At 61.3% G+C, this 18,741-nt stretch carries 15 protein-coding genes; 11 read left to right on the forward strand and 4 right to left on the reverse strand.

Going from position 1 to position 18,741, the window contains the following annotated elements; translation table 11 throughout:
* Positions 1-40: 40 nt before the first annotated feature.
* From CG471_RS04140 to CG471_RS04160, 5 genes are read left to right on the forward strand one after another with little or no spacing between them, the layout of a single operon-like run.
* Entirely contained in the window at positions 41-2,287 is a 2,247-nt protein-coding gene (locus tag CG471_RS04140) for an acyl-CoA dehydrogenase (protein WP_004209557.1), read from the forward strand.
* Positions 2,284-3,570 carry an acetyl-CoA C-acetyltransferase gene (locus tag CG471_RS04145; RefSeq protein ID WP_004209558.1) on the forward strand — a complete coding sequence of 429 codons (1,287 nt, stop codon included), beginning with the start codon at positions 2,284-2,286 and terminating at the stop codon, positions 3,568-3,570. The genes CG471_RS04140 and CG471_RS04145 overlap by 4 nt, the downstream gene beginning before the upstream one ends.
* A gap of 8 nt (positions 3,571-3,578) precedes the next feature.
* A complete protein-coding gene (locus CG471_RS04150; RefSeq protein WP_234415677.1) occupies positions 3,579-5,672 on the forward strand; it encodes a 3-hydroxyacyl-CoA dehydrogenase NAD-binding domain-containing protein in 2,094 nt (697 codons plus the stop codon).
* On the forward strand, positions 5,669-7,513 hold the full coding sequence (locus tag CG471_RS04155; RefSeq protein ID WP_004209560.1) for an acetyl-CoA hydrolase/transferase C-terminal domain-containing protein: 1,845 nt from the start codon (positions 5,669-5,671) through the stop codon (positions 7,511-7,513). The genes CG471_RS04150 and CG471_RS04155 overlap by 4 nt, the downstream gene beginning before the upstream one ends.
* Before the next feature lie 49 nt (positions 7,514-7,562).
* Positions 7,563-8,411 carry a formate/nitrite transporter family protein gene (locus tag CG471_RS04160; protein WP_037490759.1) on the forward strand — a complete coding sequence of 283 codons (849 nt, stop codon included), beginning with the start codon at positions 7,563-7,565 and terminating at the stop codon, positions 8,409-8,411.
* A gap of 9 nt (positions 8,412-8,420) precedes the next feature.
* Here CG471_RS04160 and CG471_RS04165 read toward each other — a convergent pair whose 3' ends face one another.
* Positions 8,421-9,140 (reverse strand): glutathione S-transferase, encoded by a 720-nt coding sequence (locus tag CG471_RS04165; RefSeq protein ID WP_037490762.1) that lies wholly within the window; start codon positions 9,138-9,140, stop codon positions 8,421-8,423.
* A 265-nt stretch (positions 9,141-9,405) separates the two neighbouring features.
* Between CG471_RS04165 and CG471_RS04170 the strand changes: the two genes are divergently transcribed.
* The gene (locus CG471_RS04170; protein WP_037490766.1) at positions 9,406-9,615 is read left to right on the forward strand and encodes a hypothetical protein; all 210 of its coding nucleotides are present in this window, start codon (positions 9,406-9,408) and stop codon (positions 9,613-9,615) included.
* Positions 9,616-9,691: 76 nt separating this feature from the next.
* Here CG471_RS04170 and CG471_RS04175 read toward each other — a convergent pair whose 3' ends face one another.
* Entirely contained in the window at positions 9,692-11,392 is a 1,701-nt protein-coding gene (locus tag CG471_RS04175; RefSeq protein ID WP_037491889.1) for a diguanylate cyclase, read from the reverse strand.
* 465 nt (positions 11,393-11,857) lie between these two features.
* Here CG471_RS04175 and CG471_RS04180 point away from each other — a divergent pair, with 465 nt between their 5' ends.
* Positions 11,858-12,412 carry an outer membrane protein gene (locus tag CG471_RS04180; protein ID WP_099230801.1) on the forward strand — a complete coding sequence of 185 codons (555 nt, stop codon included), beginning with the start codon at positions 11,858-11,860 and terminating at the stop codon, positions 12,410-12,412.
* Positions 12,413-12,696: 284 nt separating this feature from the next.
* Positions 12,697-12,990, forward strand: coding sequence for a hypothetical protein (locus CG471_RS04185; RefSeq protein WP_004209567.1), 294 nt, complete (start codon positions 12,697-12,699; stop codon positions 12,988-12,990).
* A 60-nt stretch (positions 12,991-13,050) separates the two neighbouring features.
* On the opposite strand, the gene CG471_RS04190 is transcribed toward CG471_RS04185, so the two are convergent.
* Complete coding sequence (locus CG471_RS04190; protein ID WP_004209568.1) at positions 13,051-13,809, reverse strand: N-formylglutamate amidohydrolase; 759 nt, start codon at positions 13,807-13,809, stop codon at positions 13,051-13,053.
* 32 nt (positions 13,810-13,841) lie between these two features.
* Here CG471_RS04190 and CG471_RS04195 point away from each other — a divergent pair, with 32 nt between their 5' ends.
* From CG471_RS04195 to CG471_RS04205, 3 genes are read left to right on the forward strand one after another with little or no spacing between them, the layout of a single operon-like run.
* On the forward strand, positions 13,842-14,792 hold the full coding sequence (locus CG471_RS04195; protein WP_004209569.1) for a transglutaminase family protein: 951 nt from the start codon (positions 13,842-13,844) through the stop codon (positions 14,790-14,792).
* A complete protein-coding gene (locus CG471_RS04200; RefSeq protein ID WP_004209570.1) occupies positions 14,786-15,601 on the forward strand; it encodes a transglutaminase family protein in 816 nt (271 codons plus the stop codon). Before CG471_RS04195 ends, CG471_RS04200 begins: the two co-directional genes overlap by 7 nt.
* Positions 15,594-17,615 carry a M3 family metallopeptidase gene (locus CG471_RS04205; RefSeq protein ID WP_099230803.1) on the forward strand — a complete coding sequence of 674 codons (2,022 nt, stop codon included), beginning with the start codon at positions 15,594-15,596 and terminating at the stop codon, positions 17,613-17,615. Before CG471_RS04200 ends, CG471_RS04205 begins: the two co-directional genes overlap by 8 nt.
* A gap of 167 nt (positions 17,616-17,782) precedes the next feature.
* Here CG471_RS04205 and CG471_RS04210 read toward each other — a convergent pair whose 3' ends face one another.
* Positions 17,783-18,631 carry a transglutaminase family protein gene (locus CG471_RS04210; RefSeq protein WP_004209572.1) on the reverse strand — a complete coding sequence of 283 codons (849 nt, stop codon included), beginning with the start codon at positions 18,629-18,631 and terminating at the stop codon, positions 17,783-17,785.
* Positions 18,632-18,741 lie beyond the last annotated feature (110 nt).

The following is an 18,741-nucleotide window of genomic DNA, read 5'->3' on the forward strand; positions in this document are numbered from 1 at the left end:
GGGGTCTTCCGCGTTCATGGGGCAAGCAAAAAGGACAGAGATGATGCTTGCCAACGCCCGCCGTGAAATCCTGACCCGCCCGATCTTCTCCCTCGTCGAGGCAGCCCTGCCCGCCCTTTCCGCTACGGAGAGCGAAGCGATCGAGGCTGGCAACAGCTGGTGGGACGCGGCCCTGTTTACCGGCAATCCGGATTGGGATCAGCTCCTTGCCGTGCCGCCCGCCAGGCTCACCGACGCGGAGCAGGCCTTCATGAATGGCCCTCTCGAACAGCTGTGCGGCATGATCGACGACTGGCGCATGACTTGGGAAACGCACGACCTGTCGCAGGAAGCCTGGGACTTTCTCAAGCAGGAAAAATTCTTCGGCATCATCATTCCCGAGGAACATGGCGGCCTTGGTTTTTCCAATTTCGCCCATAGCGAGATTGTCCGCAAGATCGCGACCCGATCCGTGTCCGCGGCCGTCACCGCGATGGTCCCCAACAGCCTGGGGCCGGGCGAACTCATCCTGCGCTTTGGAACCAAGGAACAACAGCACCACTGGCTGCCGCGGCTGGCGGATGGTCGCGAAATTCCTGCCTTTGGCCTGACCAGCCCGGAAGCCGGCTCCGATGCGGCGGCGATGATCGACGAAGGGGTCGTCTGCAAGGGTCAGTGGGACGGCGAGGAGGTGGTGGGCATCCGCCTCAACTGGCGCAAGCGCTATATCACCCTGGGTCCGGTCGCGACCTTGCTGGGCCTCGCCTTCAAGCTGCGCGATCCCGACCATCTGCTGGGCGGGCAGGAGGAGATCGGGATCACGGTCGCGCTGGTGCCTACCGACCTGCCCGGCGTGTCGATCGGGCGCCGGCATATCCCCTCGATGCAGAGTTTCCAGAACGGCCCCAATGAGGGCCATGACGTGTTCATCCCGCTCGACAACATCATCGGCGGCCCGGATCGCGTCGGCCAGGGATGGAAAATGCTGATGAGCGCGCTGGCGGCCGGCCGCGGCATTTCCCTGCCCTCCCTGTCTGCCGCCGCCGGCGCCTTCGCTGCCCATACGACCGGTGCCTATGCGCGGGTCCGCTCCCAGTTCAACCTGCCGATCGGCAAGTTCGAAGGGATACAGGAGCGGCTGGCGCGGATCGCGGCCAATGCCTATCTGCTCGATGGCGCCCGCCGCCTGACCTGCGCGGGGCTCGATCAGGGCAACCACCCCGCCGTCATTTCCTCGATCCTCAAGCTGCACGCGACCGAGCGCATGCGGACCGTCATCAACGACGCGATGGACGTGCATGGCGGCAAGGGCGTGATCGACGGGCCCAATAATTATCTGGGTAACCAGTATCGCGCGATCCCGGTCGGCATCACGGTCGAGGGCGCCAATATCCTCACCCGCAGCCTGATGGTATTCGGCCAGGGCGCGATCCGCTCCCACCCCTATCTGCTCAAGGAGATCCGCGCGGTCGCAGATGCCAATCGCGGGCGGGCGCTGGCGCAGTTCGACGATGTGCTGTGGAAGCATGTCGGCCACGCGCTCAAGACCGCGATCCGCGCTTTCGCGCGCAACTGGACCGGCGGCCTGTTTGCGCCGGCGCCCAAGGCCGGGCGCGCGACCCGCTATTATCGCCAGATGAGCCGCTATGCGGCGGCCTTTGCGTTCATATCCGACATTGCCTTCCTGACGCTAGGCGGTGAGCTCAAGCGGCGGGAACTCCTCTCTGCCCGGCTGGGCGACATACTGTCCGAACTCTATCTTCTTTCCGGCGCCCTCAAGCGGTGGGAGGATGAAGGGCGACAGGATGATGACCTTCCCCTGCTCGCCTGGTGCATGGACAGCGGCTTCGCGACGATCGAACAAAGGTTCGTCGAGATCATCGAGAATTTCCCCGCGCGGCCCGTGGGCTGGATGCTGCGCCTGTTCATCCTCCCCTTTGGCCGCCGTCGCCATGGCCCGACCGACCGGACCATCCGTCAGTGCGCGCAGATCATCCTGGAACCCTGCCCAGCGCGCGAACGGCTGATCGACAATGTGTTCATCGGCGGCCCGGAAGAACCCGTCGCCCGCCTGACCGAAGCCTTTCGCCTGATGGTCGACACCCAGCCGATCCATGACCGGCTGCGCAAGGCGCGGATCAAGGATTGGGCCAAGGCGCGCGAGCGCGGCCTGCTGTCGAGCGCAGAACTGGCGCAGCTTGAAGAGGCCGATCGCGCGGTCGCGGACGTCATCGCCGTGGATGATTTTGCACCCGAGGAGCTGCGGCGCAATCCCGCTGCATCGGACCTGGCACAGGCCGCCGAATGAGCCGGCCGGTCTATATTGTCGATGGCGCCCGCACACCGTTTCTCAAAGCGCGCGGCGGCCCCGGCCCGTTCACGCCTGTTGACCTGGCGGTACAATGTGGGCGCCCCCTCCTGCTAAGGCAGAAATTTGCCCCCGCGGATTTCGATCAGGTCATATTGGGGTGCGTCAACGTCATCGCCGATGAAGCCAATCCGGCGCGCGTCGCTGCCCTGCGTCTGGGCTGCGGGACGCAGACGACCGCCTTTACCGTTCAGATCAATTGCGGTTCGGGCATGCAGTCGATGGACACCGCCTACCGCTATATCGCCGATGGCGGCAGCGACCTCATCCTGGCCGGCGGTGCCGAAGCGCTCAGTCACGCCCCGCTCGTGTTTCGCCAGGATGCCGTCCAATGGTTCGCCGCGATGCAGGGCGACAAGACCAGCCCCTTGGCCTCGCTGAAAGCGGCCAGCGGATTTCGTCCCGACTTCCTCAAGCCCATCATCGGACTGGAACGCGGCCTAACTGATCCCATCACCGATCTTGGCATGGGCCAGACCGCCGAAATATTGGCGCACCTCTTCTCCATATCGAGGGCGGAGGCGGACGCTTATGCCGTCGAAAGCCACAAGCGTCTTGCCAGGGCGCAGTCGGAGGGATGGCTGGAGGGGGAACTTCTTCCTGCTTTTGCCAGGGATGGAACCGTATATTCCCAGGATGATGGGGTGCGGCCCGACAGCAGCACAGAAAAGCTCGCGACGCTGAAGCCGGTTTTCGAGCGCCCTTATGGGAAGGTCACTGCGGGCAATAGTTCGCAGATCAGCGACGGCTCCTGCTGGACCATCCTCGCCTCGCAAGAGGCGGTCGAGCGCCATGGCCTTATGCCCCGTGCGCGGATCGTCGACAGCCAGTGGTCGGCGCTTGATCCAGCCATCATGGGCCTGGGTCCGGTGCTCGCCTCGACGGCACTCCTCAAGCGCAACGGTCATGGATTGGCGGACATCGACCTGTGGGAATTGAATGAAGCCTTCGCTGCACAGGTGCTGGCATGTCTTGCGGCATGGGAGGACGAAGCATTCTGTCGCACCATATTGGGCCTTGAGGGGGCGGCCGGGCGCATCGATCCCTCGCGCCTCAATGTCGATGGCGGCGCGATTTCCCTGGGGCACCCCGTGGGCACGAGTGGCACGCGGATCGCACTGCATCTGGTGCAGGCGATGGAGCGGCTCGGGCTGAGGCGCGGCATCGCCACCGAATGTATTGGCGGCGGCCAGGGCGGCGCCATGTTGATCGAACGGCTGTGAAGGAGGCCATGATGAACGATCCTGTCTGGTCCTTTCTTGCCGATCGCGATCTGGAGACCGGTCCCGCGCCCCATCGCCCTGATGCCTTGCATCACTGGAGCTTCACGCGCGACGCCCAAGACATTGGCTGGGCTATCCTCGATCAGCAGGGAACGGATACCAATCTGCTGTCCCATGCCGTGCTTGAAGAGCTTGGCCATATACTCGGCATGATCGCCGACCGCGCGCCCAAGGCGCTGGTCATTCGATCAGGCAAGAAACAGGGTTTTCTTGCCGGCGCGGATATCAGCGAGTTTCGTGACATGCGCGACGAGGCGATGGTGCGGGACCGGATCGCCGCCGCACATGCGATCGTCGATCGGCTCGAAGCGCTGACCTTTCCGACCATTGCGGTCATCCACGGCTATGCCATGGGTGGCGGCCTTGAGGTCGCGCTGGCGTGCCATCAGCGCATCGCCATCGAAGGGACAAGGCTCGGCTTCCCCGAAATACAGCTTGGCCTGCATCCAGGTCTCGGCGGCACAGCGCGCTTTACCCATTTATGCGATCCGATCGCGGCGATGGAACTGATGCTGACCGGCAAGTCGATCGATACCAAGCGCGCGAAAGACATGGGGCTGGTCGATGCGGTCGTCCCTGAACGCCACGTCCACGCTGCCGTCATGGCCGCAGTTGCAGGAGAGATGGACCAGGGTCGGCAGGCATTGCTGGATCGATTGAAAGACGCCGCGCCAGTCCGCCATCTGGCGGCGCGGCAGATGCGCAGCCAGGCTGAGGCCAAGGCACCCTTGGCCCATTATCCCGCGCCCCATGCGCTCATCGACCTGTGGGAAACTCATGGTGGCGACCGGGAGGCGATGAAACAGGCGGAGGTCGCTTCCTTCGCGCATCTCATGATGAGCGATAGCGCGCAAAATCTCATACGCGCCTTCTTCCTGCGCCAGAAGCTCAAGGGACTGGCTGGGCCGGAAACGAAGACGATCGCCCATGTCCATGTCATCGGCGCGGGCGCGATGGGCGGCGACATCGCGGCCTGGTGCGCCTGGCGCGGCCTTCGCACCAGCATTTCCGATGTGAAGCCCGAGCCGATTGGCGCTGCTCTTGGCCGAGCCGCGAAACTGTACGAAAAGCTCGCCCATGGAGATCGGCTCAAGGTTCGCGATGCGCTGGATCGGTTGATCCCCGACCCGGATGGTGCGGGCATCGCCAAGGCCGACATTCTGATCGAGGCAGCCCCGGAAAAGGTTGATCTCAAGCGGACCCTCTATGCGAGCGCCGAGCCACGTATGAAGGACGGCGCAATCCTGGCGACCAACACCTCTTCCATTCCGCTTGAGCAATTGCGCGAGGGGTTACGCCATCCCGAGCGGCTGATCGGCATCCATTTCTTCAATCCTGTGTCGCGGCTCGATCTGGTCGAGGTCATCAGCCATGACGGGGTCGATCCGCAGGTCGAGGCAGGTGCAAGAGCCTTTATCGGCATCATCGGCAAGCTGCCGGCCCCGGCCCGTAGCGCCCCCGGCTTCATCGTCAACCGGATCCTTACCCCCTATCTGGTCGAGGCGATGACGATGATGGACGAGGGCATCGCGCCCGAGACGATCGACAGGGCGGCAATGGATTTCGGCATGCCCATGGGCCCGCTGGAACTTGCAGATCAGGTCGGCCTCGATATCGGCCTTGCAGTTGCCGCCATGCTCAAGCGAGAACTGGACTGGCCCATGCCTGCCACGCCGCAATGGTTGGCAGACAAGGTCTCGGCGGGTCAGTTGGGCCGGAAAGCCGGGAAAGGCATATATGCCTGGAAGGACGGCCATGCGGTCAAGAACAGCGCCCCGCAGCCCCCGCCGGAGATGGCGGACCGCCTCATCATGCCGATGCTCAACATGGCGGCCGCGACCCTGCGCGAGCAGGTGACCGACGATCCAGATATCATCGACGCTGCCATGATCTTCGGCACCGGATTTGCGCCCTTCCGCGGCGGACCGCTCCATTATGCCCACGCACGCGGGATTGGCGAAGTCAAAGCCGTGCTGGAAGGGCTGCGCGAAGCCCATGGCGAGCGGTTCCGGCCCGATCCGGGCTGGGACATGCTGCAATGAGGACCGGCGGGACCGGTCTTCTCGAACTTCGCTCGGCAGAGGAGGTCGCCGACCGCATCATCGCTCGCACTGACGGGCATATCGTCCTTGGCCTGCCATTGGGCCTGGGCAAGGCGCCTCATATCGTCAATGCCCTCTTCGCCCGTGCCAGCGCTGATCGCGCCATCAGGCTGCGTATCTTCACGGCGCTCACCCTCGAGCAGCCCTCGCTTGGCACGGACCTCGAGCGTCGTTTCCTCGAGCCCGTGTTCGAGCGGACAATGGGCGGATATCCGCGCTTTGCTTATGCGCAGGCGCAGCGTGCGGGCGAGATGCCGGCGAATATCGAGGTGAATGAATTTTTCTTCCAGGCCGGCAGCCGGCTCGGCAATGGAGATGCACAGCGCCACTATATTGCAGCCAACTATACCCATGCGATGCGCTATCTGATCGACCAGGGCGTCAATGTCGTTGCGCAGATCGTGGCGCGACGGGGAAACAGCTATAGCCTGAGCTGCAATAGCGACATGACCCTCGACCTGCTTGCCGAGCGCGATCGGGGCCGGGCCGATTTTGCCCTGATCGGTCAGGTCAATGACGAATTGCCCTTCATGCGCGGTCCGGCCGAAATCCCGTCCGATCGATTCGCAATCATTCTCGACAGCGCGCAGACACGCTTTCCCCTCTTCGGGCCGCCACGCCAACCCGTAAGCCCTGCCCAGCACGCCATCGGCGCCCATGTGGCCGCGCTGATAGCCGATGGTGGCTCGCTTCAGATCGGCATCGGCGCGATCGGCGACGCGATCGCCCACAGCCTGGTCCTCCGGCAGGAACGGCCCGATTCCTATCGCGCAACGCTCGACCGGCTGGGCGCTCCCAAGCCATGGGAAATGGGCCCGTTTGAGGAAGGCCTATATGCGCCGACCGAGATGCTGGTCGACTGTTTCCTCGATCTCATAAGGGCCGGCATCGTCAAGCGTGAAGTCGATGGCGCGATCGTACATGGCGGCTTTTTCGTTGGCCCGCGCAGCTTCTATGCCGCGTTGCGGGACATGGATGAGGATCTGCGCGATCGCATCCATATGCGCGAGATCAGCTATATCAATGCGCTGTTCGGCAACGAAGCGGCCAAGCGAAAGGCCCGGCAAAAGGCCCGCTTCGTCAACAGCGCCATGATGATCACGCTGCTGGGCGCCACGATCTCGGACGGGCTTGAAGATGGCCAGGTCGTCAGCGGCGTAGGCGGCCAGTATAATTTCGTCGCGCAGGCGCTCGAACTCGACGGCGCGCGTTCGATCATCACCCTGCCTGCCACCCGGCGTCACAAGGGCGAGACCCAGTCCAATATCGTCTGGAGCTATGGCCATGAAACCATCCCGCGCCATTTGCGCGATATGGTCGTGACCGAATATGGCGTGGCGGACCTGCGCGGCCAAAGCGATGAGCAGGTCATCCAGCGCCTGATCGCCATCGCCGACAGCCGCTTTCAAGGCGAACTTGTGGAAAAGGCCCGGTCCGCGGGCAAGATAGCGCCCGACTGGGACATTCCCGAAGCGTACAGGGATAATCTCCCCGAGCGGATCAGCGCGGCCATGCCCAAGGAGACATTTCCGTCCTTCCCGTTCGGCACGGACTTTACGCAGATCGAGCAGCGGCTCCTGCCGGTGATGCAATATCTGGCAGACCATGCGACTAGGCCCGCCCAACTGGCCGCCCTGATTGCCCGCGGCCTGCGCGGTGGTCAGCCCGACGAAGCGGAATCGGCCGCGCTCGAGCGCATGGGGCTGGATGCGCCCCATGGCGTCAGGGAGCATAGCTATCGCGCGCTCATCCTGGGAGCCTTGCGCAGTGCCGGACAGTAAGGACAGGAAAGAGGCGACCGGGCCAGGCGTCGTTTCGACAGACAGGGGAATGGAGCAGATGAAGGACGGCAAGGATAGCCCGCACCCCGATCTTGACGCAGAAGAGGCCGCCCATGTCGAGGAGCGCAGCACGGGTTCGGCAAAGGTCGTCCATGAGGTCGTGCGGCTCCAGGGCGAGGAGGAGCTGGATCGCCCGATCCTTGCGCTCATGCTTTCCGGCCTGGCCGCCGGCCTCGCGATCACCCTGTCGCTCATGTCCGAACTGTTCCTGCGGGCAAGGCTGCCCGACACAGAATGGGCGCCCCTCATCTACCTGCTGGGCTATCCGGTCGGATATCTGATCGTGATTATGGGACGGCTTCAGCTCTTTACCGAAAGCACGGTCACTGCGGTTCTGCCCGTCGCGACCCGTCCGAGCCTTAGCAATCTGGGCAGGCTCGCGCGCCTGTGGGCCTGCGTGCTGGCTGGGAATCTTGTCGGCGTGACGCTCGTAAGCGCGCTGATGGCCGGTGAGATCATCATCACGCATGAACAGCGCATCGTGGCGCTCGATATTCTCGCCAAGCTCGAATGGCAGGACTGGTCGAAAACCCTGATGCTGGGCATTCCGGCTGGCTTCATCATGGCCGCGATTGCGTGGGCCTTGCCCAATGCCAAGGGCAGCGAATTCTGGGTAATCTTCCTCCTGACCTATGTCATCGGTCTTGGCGGCTTTTCGCATGTCGTCACCGGTTCTTCCCAGATCAGCTTCCTCTGGTTGAGCGGCGAGGTCAGTTTCCAGCAGGCCTGGTTCGGCTTCTCTCTGCCTGCACTCATTGGCAACATCATCGGTGGTAGCGGCCTGTTCGCGGTCCTGGCCCATGGGCAGATGCGAAGCGACCTTACCGAAGGGGGATAGCGTTCGGTTTCAACCGTCGCCGGCAGGCAGAACTGCGCGAAGAGACTTCTCGATTTCCCCGCCGCAATAGGCCTCGCCATAGCGCTTCACGCTTCTTGCCTCGAGCCTCGCCAGGGCAGGATGAGCGCGCAGACGCTGGACCAGACCCATCGTTGCCGGCGCATGTTGGGCGAGCATGGCAGCGATCGCGCCGAAGCGGCTGGCCATGGTGCCCCATAATGTCACGGTCACGATATCGGCCAGATCCGGTTTTGCGGTGCCGAGCATGAACCCCTTTCCAGCTTCAAGGCCGTTGCTTGTGCCGACAGCCTCCCAGATGCGCATCCATTTCACCAGCCGAGGAATAAAGCTGGCCCATCGATCCTCCGTCCACATCTGCCGGCCGCCATCCAGCGTAAGTTCGTCAATGATATCATTCGCGTCGTTGACGAGCTTGACCGTCAAGGCGCGGTCGCGGGCACCGCCATGCACAAGGGCAAGACGTTCTGCCAGATAGACCATGATTGCTGGCATCTGCGACAGGGCAAATCCGGTGTCATTATCAATCAGGAGGGGTGGTCCCATGAAGGGCACCGGCTGATCCTCCGAAGCCATTTTCATCAGCGCGGCGATCTCACCTTCATCATGTTCGTTCCAGCTCTTGCCCGCAAAGGCAAGCGCGGCCCGGATGAACTGTCCGCGGAATGGCAATGGCCAATAATAGAGCTCGAAATCCCTCTCCACCCTCATCCCTCCTTTACATCCGTGCCTGTGCCAGAAGGCTTTCCTGGGCATATTGGTTGCCATGAAAATCTTGCTGGCAACCTCCGGGCTGGAATGGTGCACAGGAACACAGTGGCGGAGTTCGCGTTCTCCAATATGAGCTATCAGCAGTTTCCAGCAGCAGTTTCGGGGGCCAGCCAGGCGATGAGACCGAAGCTTCGATGGGGGGCATAGCCTCAAAGAAGGTCTTCTCCGCCAATGATAGTGCAATTGCGCAGGGAGCTTGGGACGCATGTCGAATGAAATAGGTTCGGTTCGGCAATGGGATGAGGGGGACCTGATGGAAGCCTTTCTTCTCATCCAAAGCGAGCGCCATACCAGTGACGACCAGATAATTTTTGCAGAAATGCGGCGCCGTGCCGGTGGCGGCGCACGTGAGCAGCACGATGCTTCTAACCGGCCTCGACTGTGGAACTTCGAGCCGGACCGGCCTCTGCTCTGAGATATGGTCGCCAGCCCGGCGCGCGCCAAAGGCGAGGCGTTGCCGGGCCGGGACACCTCAACCCGCTGCAACCCCGTCAGGCGAAAAGCGGTCTGTCATTTCGGCGAGCGCCCGCCCACTCATCCAGGCGGATTGCGATCTGATCGCGCCCCCCACGCTTTGCGTCGTAAAGCGCTTCATCTGCCAGCCGGTAGAGCGTGCCAAAGTCAACGCGGGATGCCGAGGCCGTCACACCGATACTCACCGTCACCATGCGATTGCCGATGATGTCGCCATGGCTCAGATCGGCCAAGGTTCCGCGCAGGGTTTGTGCAAATTGCTCGATGTTCCCAACTTCAGCTCCTGTGACCATCATCGCAAACTCCTCCCCGCCCAGACGACATACGGCACAGGAGGAATTCTCATGCTGTGCGATGCAGCGGCCAATTGCTGCCAGAACGTGATCGCCAGCCTCATGACCATAGACATCGTTGATCGACTTGAACCAATCGACGTCGATCAGGAGCAGGGCAACCAGCCCGCCTGATACAGGCAAGCCTTCGAGCATCCTGCAGGTTCTTTCCATGAAACCCCGTCGGTTTGGCAACCCTGTCAGAACGTCACGGCGGGCAAGCTCATGGGCCTTAGCCTCTGCGAGACGGGCGACGTCTCGTTCCGTCCGCAACCGGGCATGAGCACGCGAAGCGGCAGCGGAGAGCCACAATGTTTGCCAGGCCGCTGCGAACAGGACCAGAATTTGCGATCCACCGCCCCAGAACATCGCGTCCGCATCGAAGAAGCTGGTCGAAGCAAGGACGATCATTGGCAGTGCCCAGGCCCCACCCAGGCGCCGCGCCGCGCTGCTTCCCCGTCGCCATGCCTGGCCGATACAGGATGCGACCGCCGCCAGATTGGCCAGGACCAGCAACCCCAGCAGATTGCCGAGCATGTCGAACGGCCCCGAACGCATCAGCGAAAGCGGGATGCCCAATGCGCACACGCTTGCGGTGAGGCCCAGGGCGGTGCGCCTCAACCCCGCATCGAGATGCTGTTTTTCAAGAGCAGTGACGGCGCTCAAAGTGGCGAGCGTGATGGCGAGACAGGAGAGACCAGTGCAGATTTGGGCCGATACCGCGCCCGCCATCGAGGGAAAGAAGAACAGATGAAGTTGCGACCAGCACGCCCCCCATATGACCATGCAGCATGCCCATGCGGCCTGCCAGCCGGCATGTTGCTGACGGACGGCAAGAGCCAGTGAGGCGTTATAAATCGCGCCCACAATCAGCAGAACGAGCGCAGCACCGGTCAAGGTAGCCAGGCCAGTTGTCTGGGTGGCTTCTTCACCACGCTCGACAAGCCTCATCCGAAGGAGATGCGCGCTCGCCACTCTGTCAAATCTCAAGGTGAAGGCCACGACAGGAACGTCGCGATAGGGCGCGCGGAACGCGAGTTGGCCGCCAGCTCTCCAATAGGTCCCGAAATTGCCGCTCCGGACATGTTGCTGCTCGACGGCACCGTCACGATAGATGAAGCGCACGACCAGCCGATCAAATCGAGAGCTGTGGATGATCAGCGACAGATCCTCATGATCGCGCGAGCCCTGGGGCAAGGCGGCATGGAGCCACAATGTGCCCTTCTGATAGCCATCAGGATCACCATTGCAGACAAAATGGGAGGGGCGCGTGTCGTCAGGGGCGATCGATCGGCTCACTGCATGACATAGAGGATCGCCAATGCGTAGCAATTCAGCGCGCGCAGGCTGAGCCCCGCCCAGGATCAACAGTGCGATCGAGAACATGGCGCAGCTAATCGCAAGCCTATGTCGGGATAGTCCCCTGGTCAGGATCCGCGCATTCATCGCGGCCCCTCTAGCATGAAAATGCGTGAATATACTGGGCGCATGGCCACTGGCTCACTTGCGGGCAGCGATCCGCCCGGCTCGCGTCAACGCTCACCATGGACTGACGGAGGCGGAAAAACATCTCACAATCACAAAACAAGAAATTTAATCCAAGTTAAAAAGAAAGGCCATCATGTTGCGGCGGACGGCTTCATGAAAATCCCGCCGCTAAATCCATGACGATATCGAAATAAATATTTCGAATGCTGCTCCATCCATGTCTTCTGCCTCAATAGACATTGGCGAACGCGCCCTGATAGTGTCAAAATTGCAACATAAGCATTATTGTTTTCGCACGCGGCAACCCCGGTGCATGCCCTTTAGTTTGAGCCTCGTGGAAATAATCAAACAGGGACGTACATCATGAAGAAGATCATTCTCCCATTGCTGGGCTGCCTGGCACTGCCGACTGCTGCCATGGCTCAGGACGACACCGCACCCGATGGCAGCAAAGCCTTCGGTATTGAACCCTATGTCGGCATTCTCGGCGGTTATCACACTTTCGACCGCGGGACCGAGTTCGGCAGCGTTCCGGGCGAGACGATCATGAACGGCGCCCTGATCAGCGGCATCGCGGGCGTGAATGTGCCACTCGGGCCGGTGTTCGTCGGGGTGGAAGGGAACGCCTCGAAGGGCTTTAGCGACATCGACTGGGAATATGGCGTGAAGGGCCGTGTAGGCGCCCGTGCAGGCGAGAGCGGTTTGATCTACGCCTCGGCCGGCTATCAGTGGGTCAATGGCAAAGGCGGCTGGCCCGACGAGAAGGACTGGATGTACGGTGCGGGTGTCGAAGTGGGGCCAAAGGAGATCGGCCTCGGCGGGGTCACTGGCAGCAGCGGCGTGCGCCTGCGCGTGCAGGTCGACGCCTATGATTGGGACAGTTTCCGTCCCATGGCTGGCGTCATTTTCCACTTCTGAAAATTACCACACAGTTCCATGGGAAGGAATAAGACATGGCCTTCCCCCGGGACGCACAGGCTGATCGCGCAGCCGCTTCTGGGCCGCATGCGCCTTGAGTGGAAGATGGGCGCTGCCATGGGGTAGAGCGGGCAACTACAGCGGGCCCGTTCACCCATTCAGCCAGAATGTGCCGGGCTCATTCACATGATCTGGAGATTTTCTTCCCGCACCATGAACCCGTTGAATATCAAGGCGTTTTGAGTGGGCTACTGCGCTCTTTGCAGGATTTTGGAGGCTCGTGCATGACGATCGAAGTTCGCTTCCCCGATGGCAGCCGTCGGGATGTGCCGAGCGAGCTTCGTATCCTGCACGCAGACAGCGCGAGCGAAGAGCCTGCATTCTGGCATCTACCGCTCAACTGCGATTCCTATTGGCGTTTTGCGTTTGACGGCGTCCACTGGAATGCGCGCCCCAGAACGGGTAGCCTTGCCATGTTCCGTAGTCCGGGCATCGAGTGGTGGCGGGGCATCGTAACAATGTCGGACGAAGCGGCTTTGGGTCAGGAACAGTGTCTTCTGGTCGCCGTCAACGCCTGATGGCCTATGACTTTTCTTGAACAGCGCGAGGCGATGCGCTCACCATGGTGTCAGCATATTCTATGTGAGCCGCTGCCAGGCCTCTTCCATCGCATCGCGCAGTCGCGCCGCCCAGAAGGATTGCCCCTCGCCTTGGGAAATAAGGTCCTGCCTGACCTCGATTTCAGCGTAGCGAAGGTCATTTGAAAGGGCGTGGAAGGGCATGCTGTAATCGGTTTCATCCATGGCATAGGGAGCATTGTCGCCCACCTTGATCGGCAACCGGCGTAGCGCGTCCAGCAGGCAGATCGCAAAATCGATCCGGCCGGCGGCGTGCAGGACGCCCACTGACCAGGGGCGCCTCATCTCGTCCAGTATCGGGGTGAAACTATGGAGCGCGAGCAGGATTGTCTCCTGCCCCGCTGCCAGCCGAGCTGAGATCATTTCTGAAATGCCGGAATGATATGGAGCATGGATGGAGGTGACACGCGCCAGCCTGTCGATTTCGGTCAAACCCTGATTGCCACCGATATCGGTCCCATCGGACGACGCAGGTATCGCGTCGTCGCGCGCGGGATCGCGATTACAGTCGATGACCAATCGCGAATAATTCTGGAAGATGAAAGGGGCATCGAGGAGACGCGCCAATTCCAGGCCCATATCTCTCACGCCTATGTCGATTGCGATATGCCGAGACCAATCGGCCGGGCCTACGCCAAGATCACCCAGGGCCGAAGGAATTGCCAGCCCTGCATGATCTCCGGTCAGGAGGAACGGGGAGGAGCCGTTCGCGTTGATGACGGTGAAGGGCGCAGGATCGGCTGGCACCAGTAGATTCATGGTTTCTCCCTGCCCATTGGGAACTTCCTTTCATGCCGTTGCTCACAATCGAACATGTGACGACTTATCGCTATCAGCAATCGGTGTCGCTGGGCGAACATCGCATCATGATGCGGCCGCGTGAGGCCTTCGACCAGCGACTGCTCCGCGCGCGGCTCGATATCGATCCCCAACCTTGTGAATTGCGCTGGCTGCATGATGTGTTCGGAAATTCCGTGGCCATTGCTCTGTTCGACAAACGCACGTCGCAGCTGAAAGTCGCGAGCGCGGTTACGCTCGAGCATGCGCCCTTGACGCAGCAGCAGGTCGACGTCGAACCCTATGCCCGGCTTTTCCCCTTCACCTATTCATCGGAAGACATGCCCGATCTGTTGCGGTCGATCGAACGAAACCATCTCGATCCCGAGCGGATCGTCGACAATTGGGCCAGAGGTTTCGTCAGCAATCATGGTGATACAGCGACCATCGATCTCCTGACGCGGATCGCGACAGGCATCCAGCGTGACTTCACCTATGTGCCACGACATGAAAAGGGCACCCAATCTCCTATGGAGACGTTGCGCAAGCGGCAGGGGACCTGCCGTGACTTCGCCGTGCTGATGATTGAGGCTGTCAGGGCGCTGGGCTTCGCCGCCCGCTTCGTGTCGGGCTATGTCTATAATCCATCGCGCACCGAAGGGCTGGTCGGTGGCGGCAACACCCACGCCTGGGTCCGTATCTTCCTGCCCGGATCTGGCTGGGTGGAATTCGATCCGACAAATGGGATCATCGGCAATCGCGGCTTGATCCGCGTGGCGATCGCACGCGACCCGTATCAGGCGCTACCGTTGTCGGGCACCTGGTTCGGCCTGCCTGCAAGCTTTCTGGGGATGGATGTGAGCGTCAACGTCAGTCGTGCCGATCCAGAACCATTCTCCCTCTCCGGCCATGGCGCCATCAACAGCCGGCTTGCCGGCAATCAGGAAACGAACCCGACATGCTGATCCGGTGCGGCTATGATATCGAATTCTCGACCGAGAACCGGACGGCGATGATGGCCATGCTCAGCCTGCATCCATCGCGCCATCAGGATCTGCGAACGCCGCAGCGGCTGATAGCGGCGCCCGACATTCCGCTTTATCAATTCGAGGACGGGTTCGGCAATGTCGCCACCCGGCTCACCATCCCACCGGGCAATGTGCGCTTGTCATGCGACTTTGTGATCGAGGATAGCGGAGATCCCGACCAGCGCTCGCCCAGTGGTCCTCAGATGCCGGTGGAAGAGCTTCCAGATGCCGTCATGCCCTTTCTTCTGGGCAGCCGCTATTGCGAAACCGACCGTCTGATGGACGTGGCATGGGCTCAATTTGGTCATCTGGCCAGCGCGCGGGAAAGGGTGGAGGCGATCGTGGGCTTCGTGCATCATCATATTGAATTTGGCTATCAGCATGCGCGCGCCGACAAGACCGCCTGGAATGGCTATCAGGAGCGAAAGGGCGTGTGCCGTGACTTCGCCCATCTCGCCATAACCTTGTGCCGCTGCATGAATATTCCCGCTCGCTATTGCACCGGTTACCTCGGCGACATCGGCGTGCCTCCGGTAGATGCTCCGATGGATTTCAGTGCATGGTTCGATGTCTATATCGACGGCGCCTGGTATACCCATGATGCGCGCCATAACCGCCCGCGCATCGGCCGGATCCTGATGGCACGCGGGCGCGATGCCACCGACGTAGCCTTGACGACGGCTTTTGGCCCGGCAAATCTGGTGCGATTTCAGGTGCACACCCAGGAAGTAACCGCCCTTGACTGAGCAAAGCGACCCGCTTCTCCAACCCTGGCCTGGCCCGCTTGGCGCGCCACCTTTTGCGCGGATAGGTGATGACCAGTTCCTTCGCGCGGTCACGACCAGCATCGCCTGGCACAAGGCTGAACTTGATGCGATTTGCGAGCAGGTCGCGCCCGCGACCTTCGAGAATACGATTGCCGCACTGGAACGGTCGGGCGAGCCGCTCGCGCGCGTCCGGCGGTTGTTCTGGGCCCTGTCCTCGGCGAAGGGCACGCTGGCCATCCGCGAGGCGGAAGCTGAGATTTCGGCGCGACTTAGCGCGCATGCCGTCGCCATAAGCCATAATGCCCAATTGGCAGCGCGCGTCTTCGCAGTCCATGCTTCACGGCACGAGAGCGGCCTCACCCCGGAACAGGTCCGCCTCGTGGAGGATAGCCATGCAAGCTTCCTTAGAGGCGGCGCAGCATTGACGAGGGCTGGCAAGTACCGCTTTGCCGCCATCGAGGCTCGCCTGTCTGCCCTAGCAGTTCAATTCGGGCAGAATGTGCTTGCCGCAACAAATGCCTGGGTGCTCGATCTGGAGCAGAATGAGCTTGAGGGACTGCCCAGCGCAATATGCGAGGCGGCTGCGGCGCGAGCAACAGCAAAGGGGTTGCAGGACCGTTATCACATAACGCTCGATCGCACCGACATGGAGGCATTTCTGACCTTTTCGAAGAGGCGCGACTTGCGCGAGGCCCTATGGCGGGCCTTCACCGCACGCTGCGACGGCGACCAACATGATAATTGGCCCATCATCGCCGAAATGCTCGCGTTGCGCAGGGAAAGGGCGGTCCTGCTGGGCTATGCCGACCATGCGCATTATGCGCTGGCCGACAGCATGGCGCATGATCCGGCAGCAGCGAGCGCGCTGATGCGCCAGCTGTGGGCGCCGGGCAAACGGCGCGCAACGCAGGAAGCTGCTGAACTGCAGGCATTGATCGATGCGGAGGGCGGCGATTTCCGCCTCGCGCCCTGGGACTGGCGCTTTTACGCGGAACAGGTACGACGCACCCGTTACGCACTCGATACTGCGGCAGCTGCGGAGCATTTGCGGCTCGATGCGGTGCGGCAGGCAGCATTCGACACAGCCGGCCGACTTTATGGCCTGAGCTTCTACAGGCGTGCGGACATAGAAGGCTATCATCCGGACGTCTGGGCCTGGGAAGTGAAGGAGAGCAACGGGAGCACTGTGGGTCTGCTCTTCACCGACTATCTGGCCCGCCCGGAAAAACATGGTGGCGCTTGGATGGGAAGCCTGCGGGTGCAAGAAGCGATGGATGGCGACGTGCGCCCGATCGTCTATCTGGTCGCCAATTTTGCCGCTGCTCCGCCACCCGACCGGGGTGCGACCCGCCTTTCGATTGATGAGGCGCGCACCTTGTTTCATGAATTTGGCCATGCATTGCATGGGCTTCTTTCACGAGTCACCTACCCCAGCCAGTCCGGAACTGCGGTTGCCCGCGACTTCGTGGAATTTCCGAGCAAGTTCATGGAGAACTGGATTGTCAGCCCGCAGGTGCTCGCCGATCTTGGGATGCCTGAAGATCTGATCAGCGCCATTCGCGAGGCGGAGGCTTATGGTCAGGGCTTTGCCACCGTGGAATTGATCGGTTGCGCATTGGTGGACCTTGCCATCCACCAGAATCCGGACGCTCAGATCGATCCTCGCGCATTTGTCGAGGCGCAGCTTGATGCGCTCGCAATGCCCCGCGCGGTCGGGTTGCGCCATCGCTTTCCCTATTTCACGCATATCTTTGATGGCGGCTATTCGGCTGCCTATTATAGCTATGCCTGGTCCGAAGCACTGGATGCCGACGCATTTGAGGCTTTTGTCGCGACAGGTGATATTTTCGACCCCGGTCTCGCATCGCGGTTCCGCGAAGAGATACTCGCCGCAGGAAATAGCCGCGATCCCATGGCGTCCTTTCAGGCCTTCCTGGGACGCGCGCCCGACGGAACGGCCTTGATGCGAGCAAGGCATCTTCTCGACGCTTGAACGCCCCTGGCGCGCGATCCGTTTTGCCGAGAATGAACCACGGGTTGAGGCCAATCACGCCTCGAGCCATCCGCCGCGCTGCACATGGCCTTAATGGTGATCGCATAGCGGAGAGAAGCGGGCTGCATGTCCTCATGCAAGGGTAGCAGACCCATCGAGGGGCCTTGTCAGGCGGCGATGGTCAGCGGGGTGTCGACATGCTGTCCGATCTGGATCACCTCATCAGTATGAACCTTGAACGAGGCCAGTCGCATCGGACCGAACGCCGTGGTCAAAGCGGTATCGGCTGCGTCGCGTCCGCACGCCATCAGGATGCGCCCTATGCGAGGGACATGATGCCGCGCATCGAAACTGTGCCACTCACCACCCAGGTACACTTCGAACCAGGCGTGGAAATCCATTGGGACATCAACCGGATCGACGCCGATATCGCCAAGATATCCGCTGCAATATCGTGCCGGAATGTTCATGCACCGGCATAGGGCCACTGCAAGATGGGCAAAGTCCCGGCATACGCCAACCCGCTCATTATATGCCTCCCAAGCGGTCCTGGTGCATCGCGCATATTGATATCCGTAGGTCAGATGCTGGTGCACGAAATCGACAATGGACTGCACACGCTGCCACCCGGGCGCGATATGGCCGAAATGATACCAGGCTTTCTGGCAGAGGAGATCGGTCTCGCAATAACGGCTTCCCATGAGATAGATAAGGACGTCCGAGGGCAAATCCCGAACTTCATGCTGGACTGCCGATGGACTTTGGCGATCGTGCAGGCCGCTATCGGCAATGGTGAAGTCACATGACAGGGTAGTGCGCCCTGCCGGCAGGGTCATGCGTGTGCAGATATTGCCAAAGCTGTCACGGTAATCATGGGTCGGGATCGGCGCGCCTGTCCTGATCCTGTGGGGGCTGCGAAGATCGGGAAACCTAGACGGTCGGATCGTGAGGAGGGAAATTAACGGCGTAGGAGCACCGGTTTCCAGGACCAGTTCATAGCCAGCACGAATGAGCATAACTGCCTTTCCAATTCGAGGCGCGATCTAGACATGAAAATCTACAGGTCATTCGATGGTTTCTTTGCCCAGAAATCATCCGACAAATGTTAAACCTTCATTATTTGATC

Source organism: Sphingobium sp. IP1 (assembly GCF_002708645.1).
GTDB lineage: Bacteria > Pseudomonadota > Alphaproteobacteria > Sphingomonadales > Sphingomonadaceae > Sphingobium > Sphingobium yanoikuyae.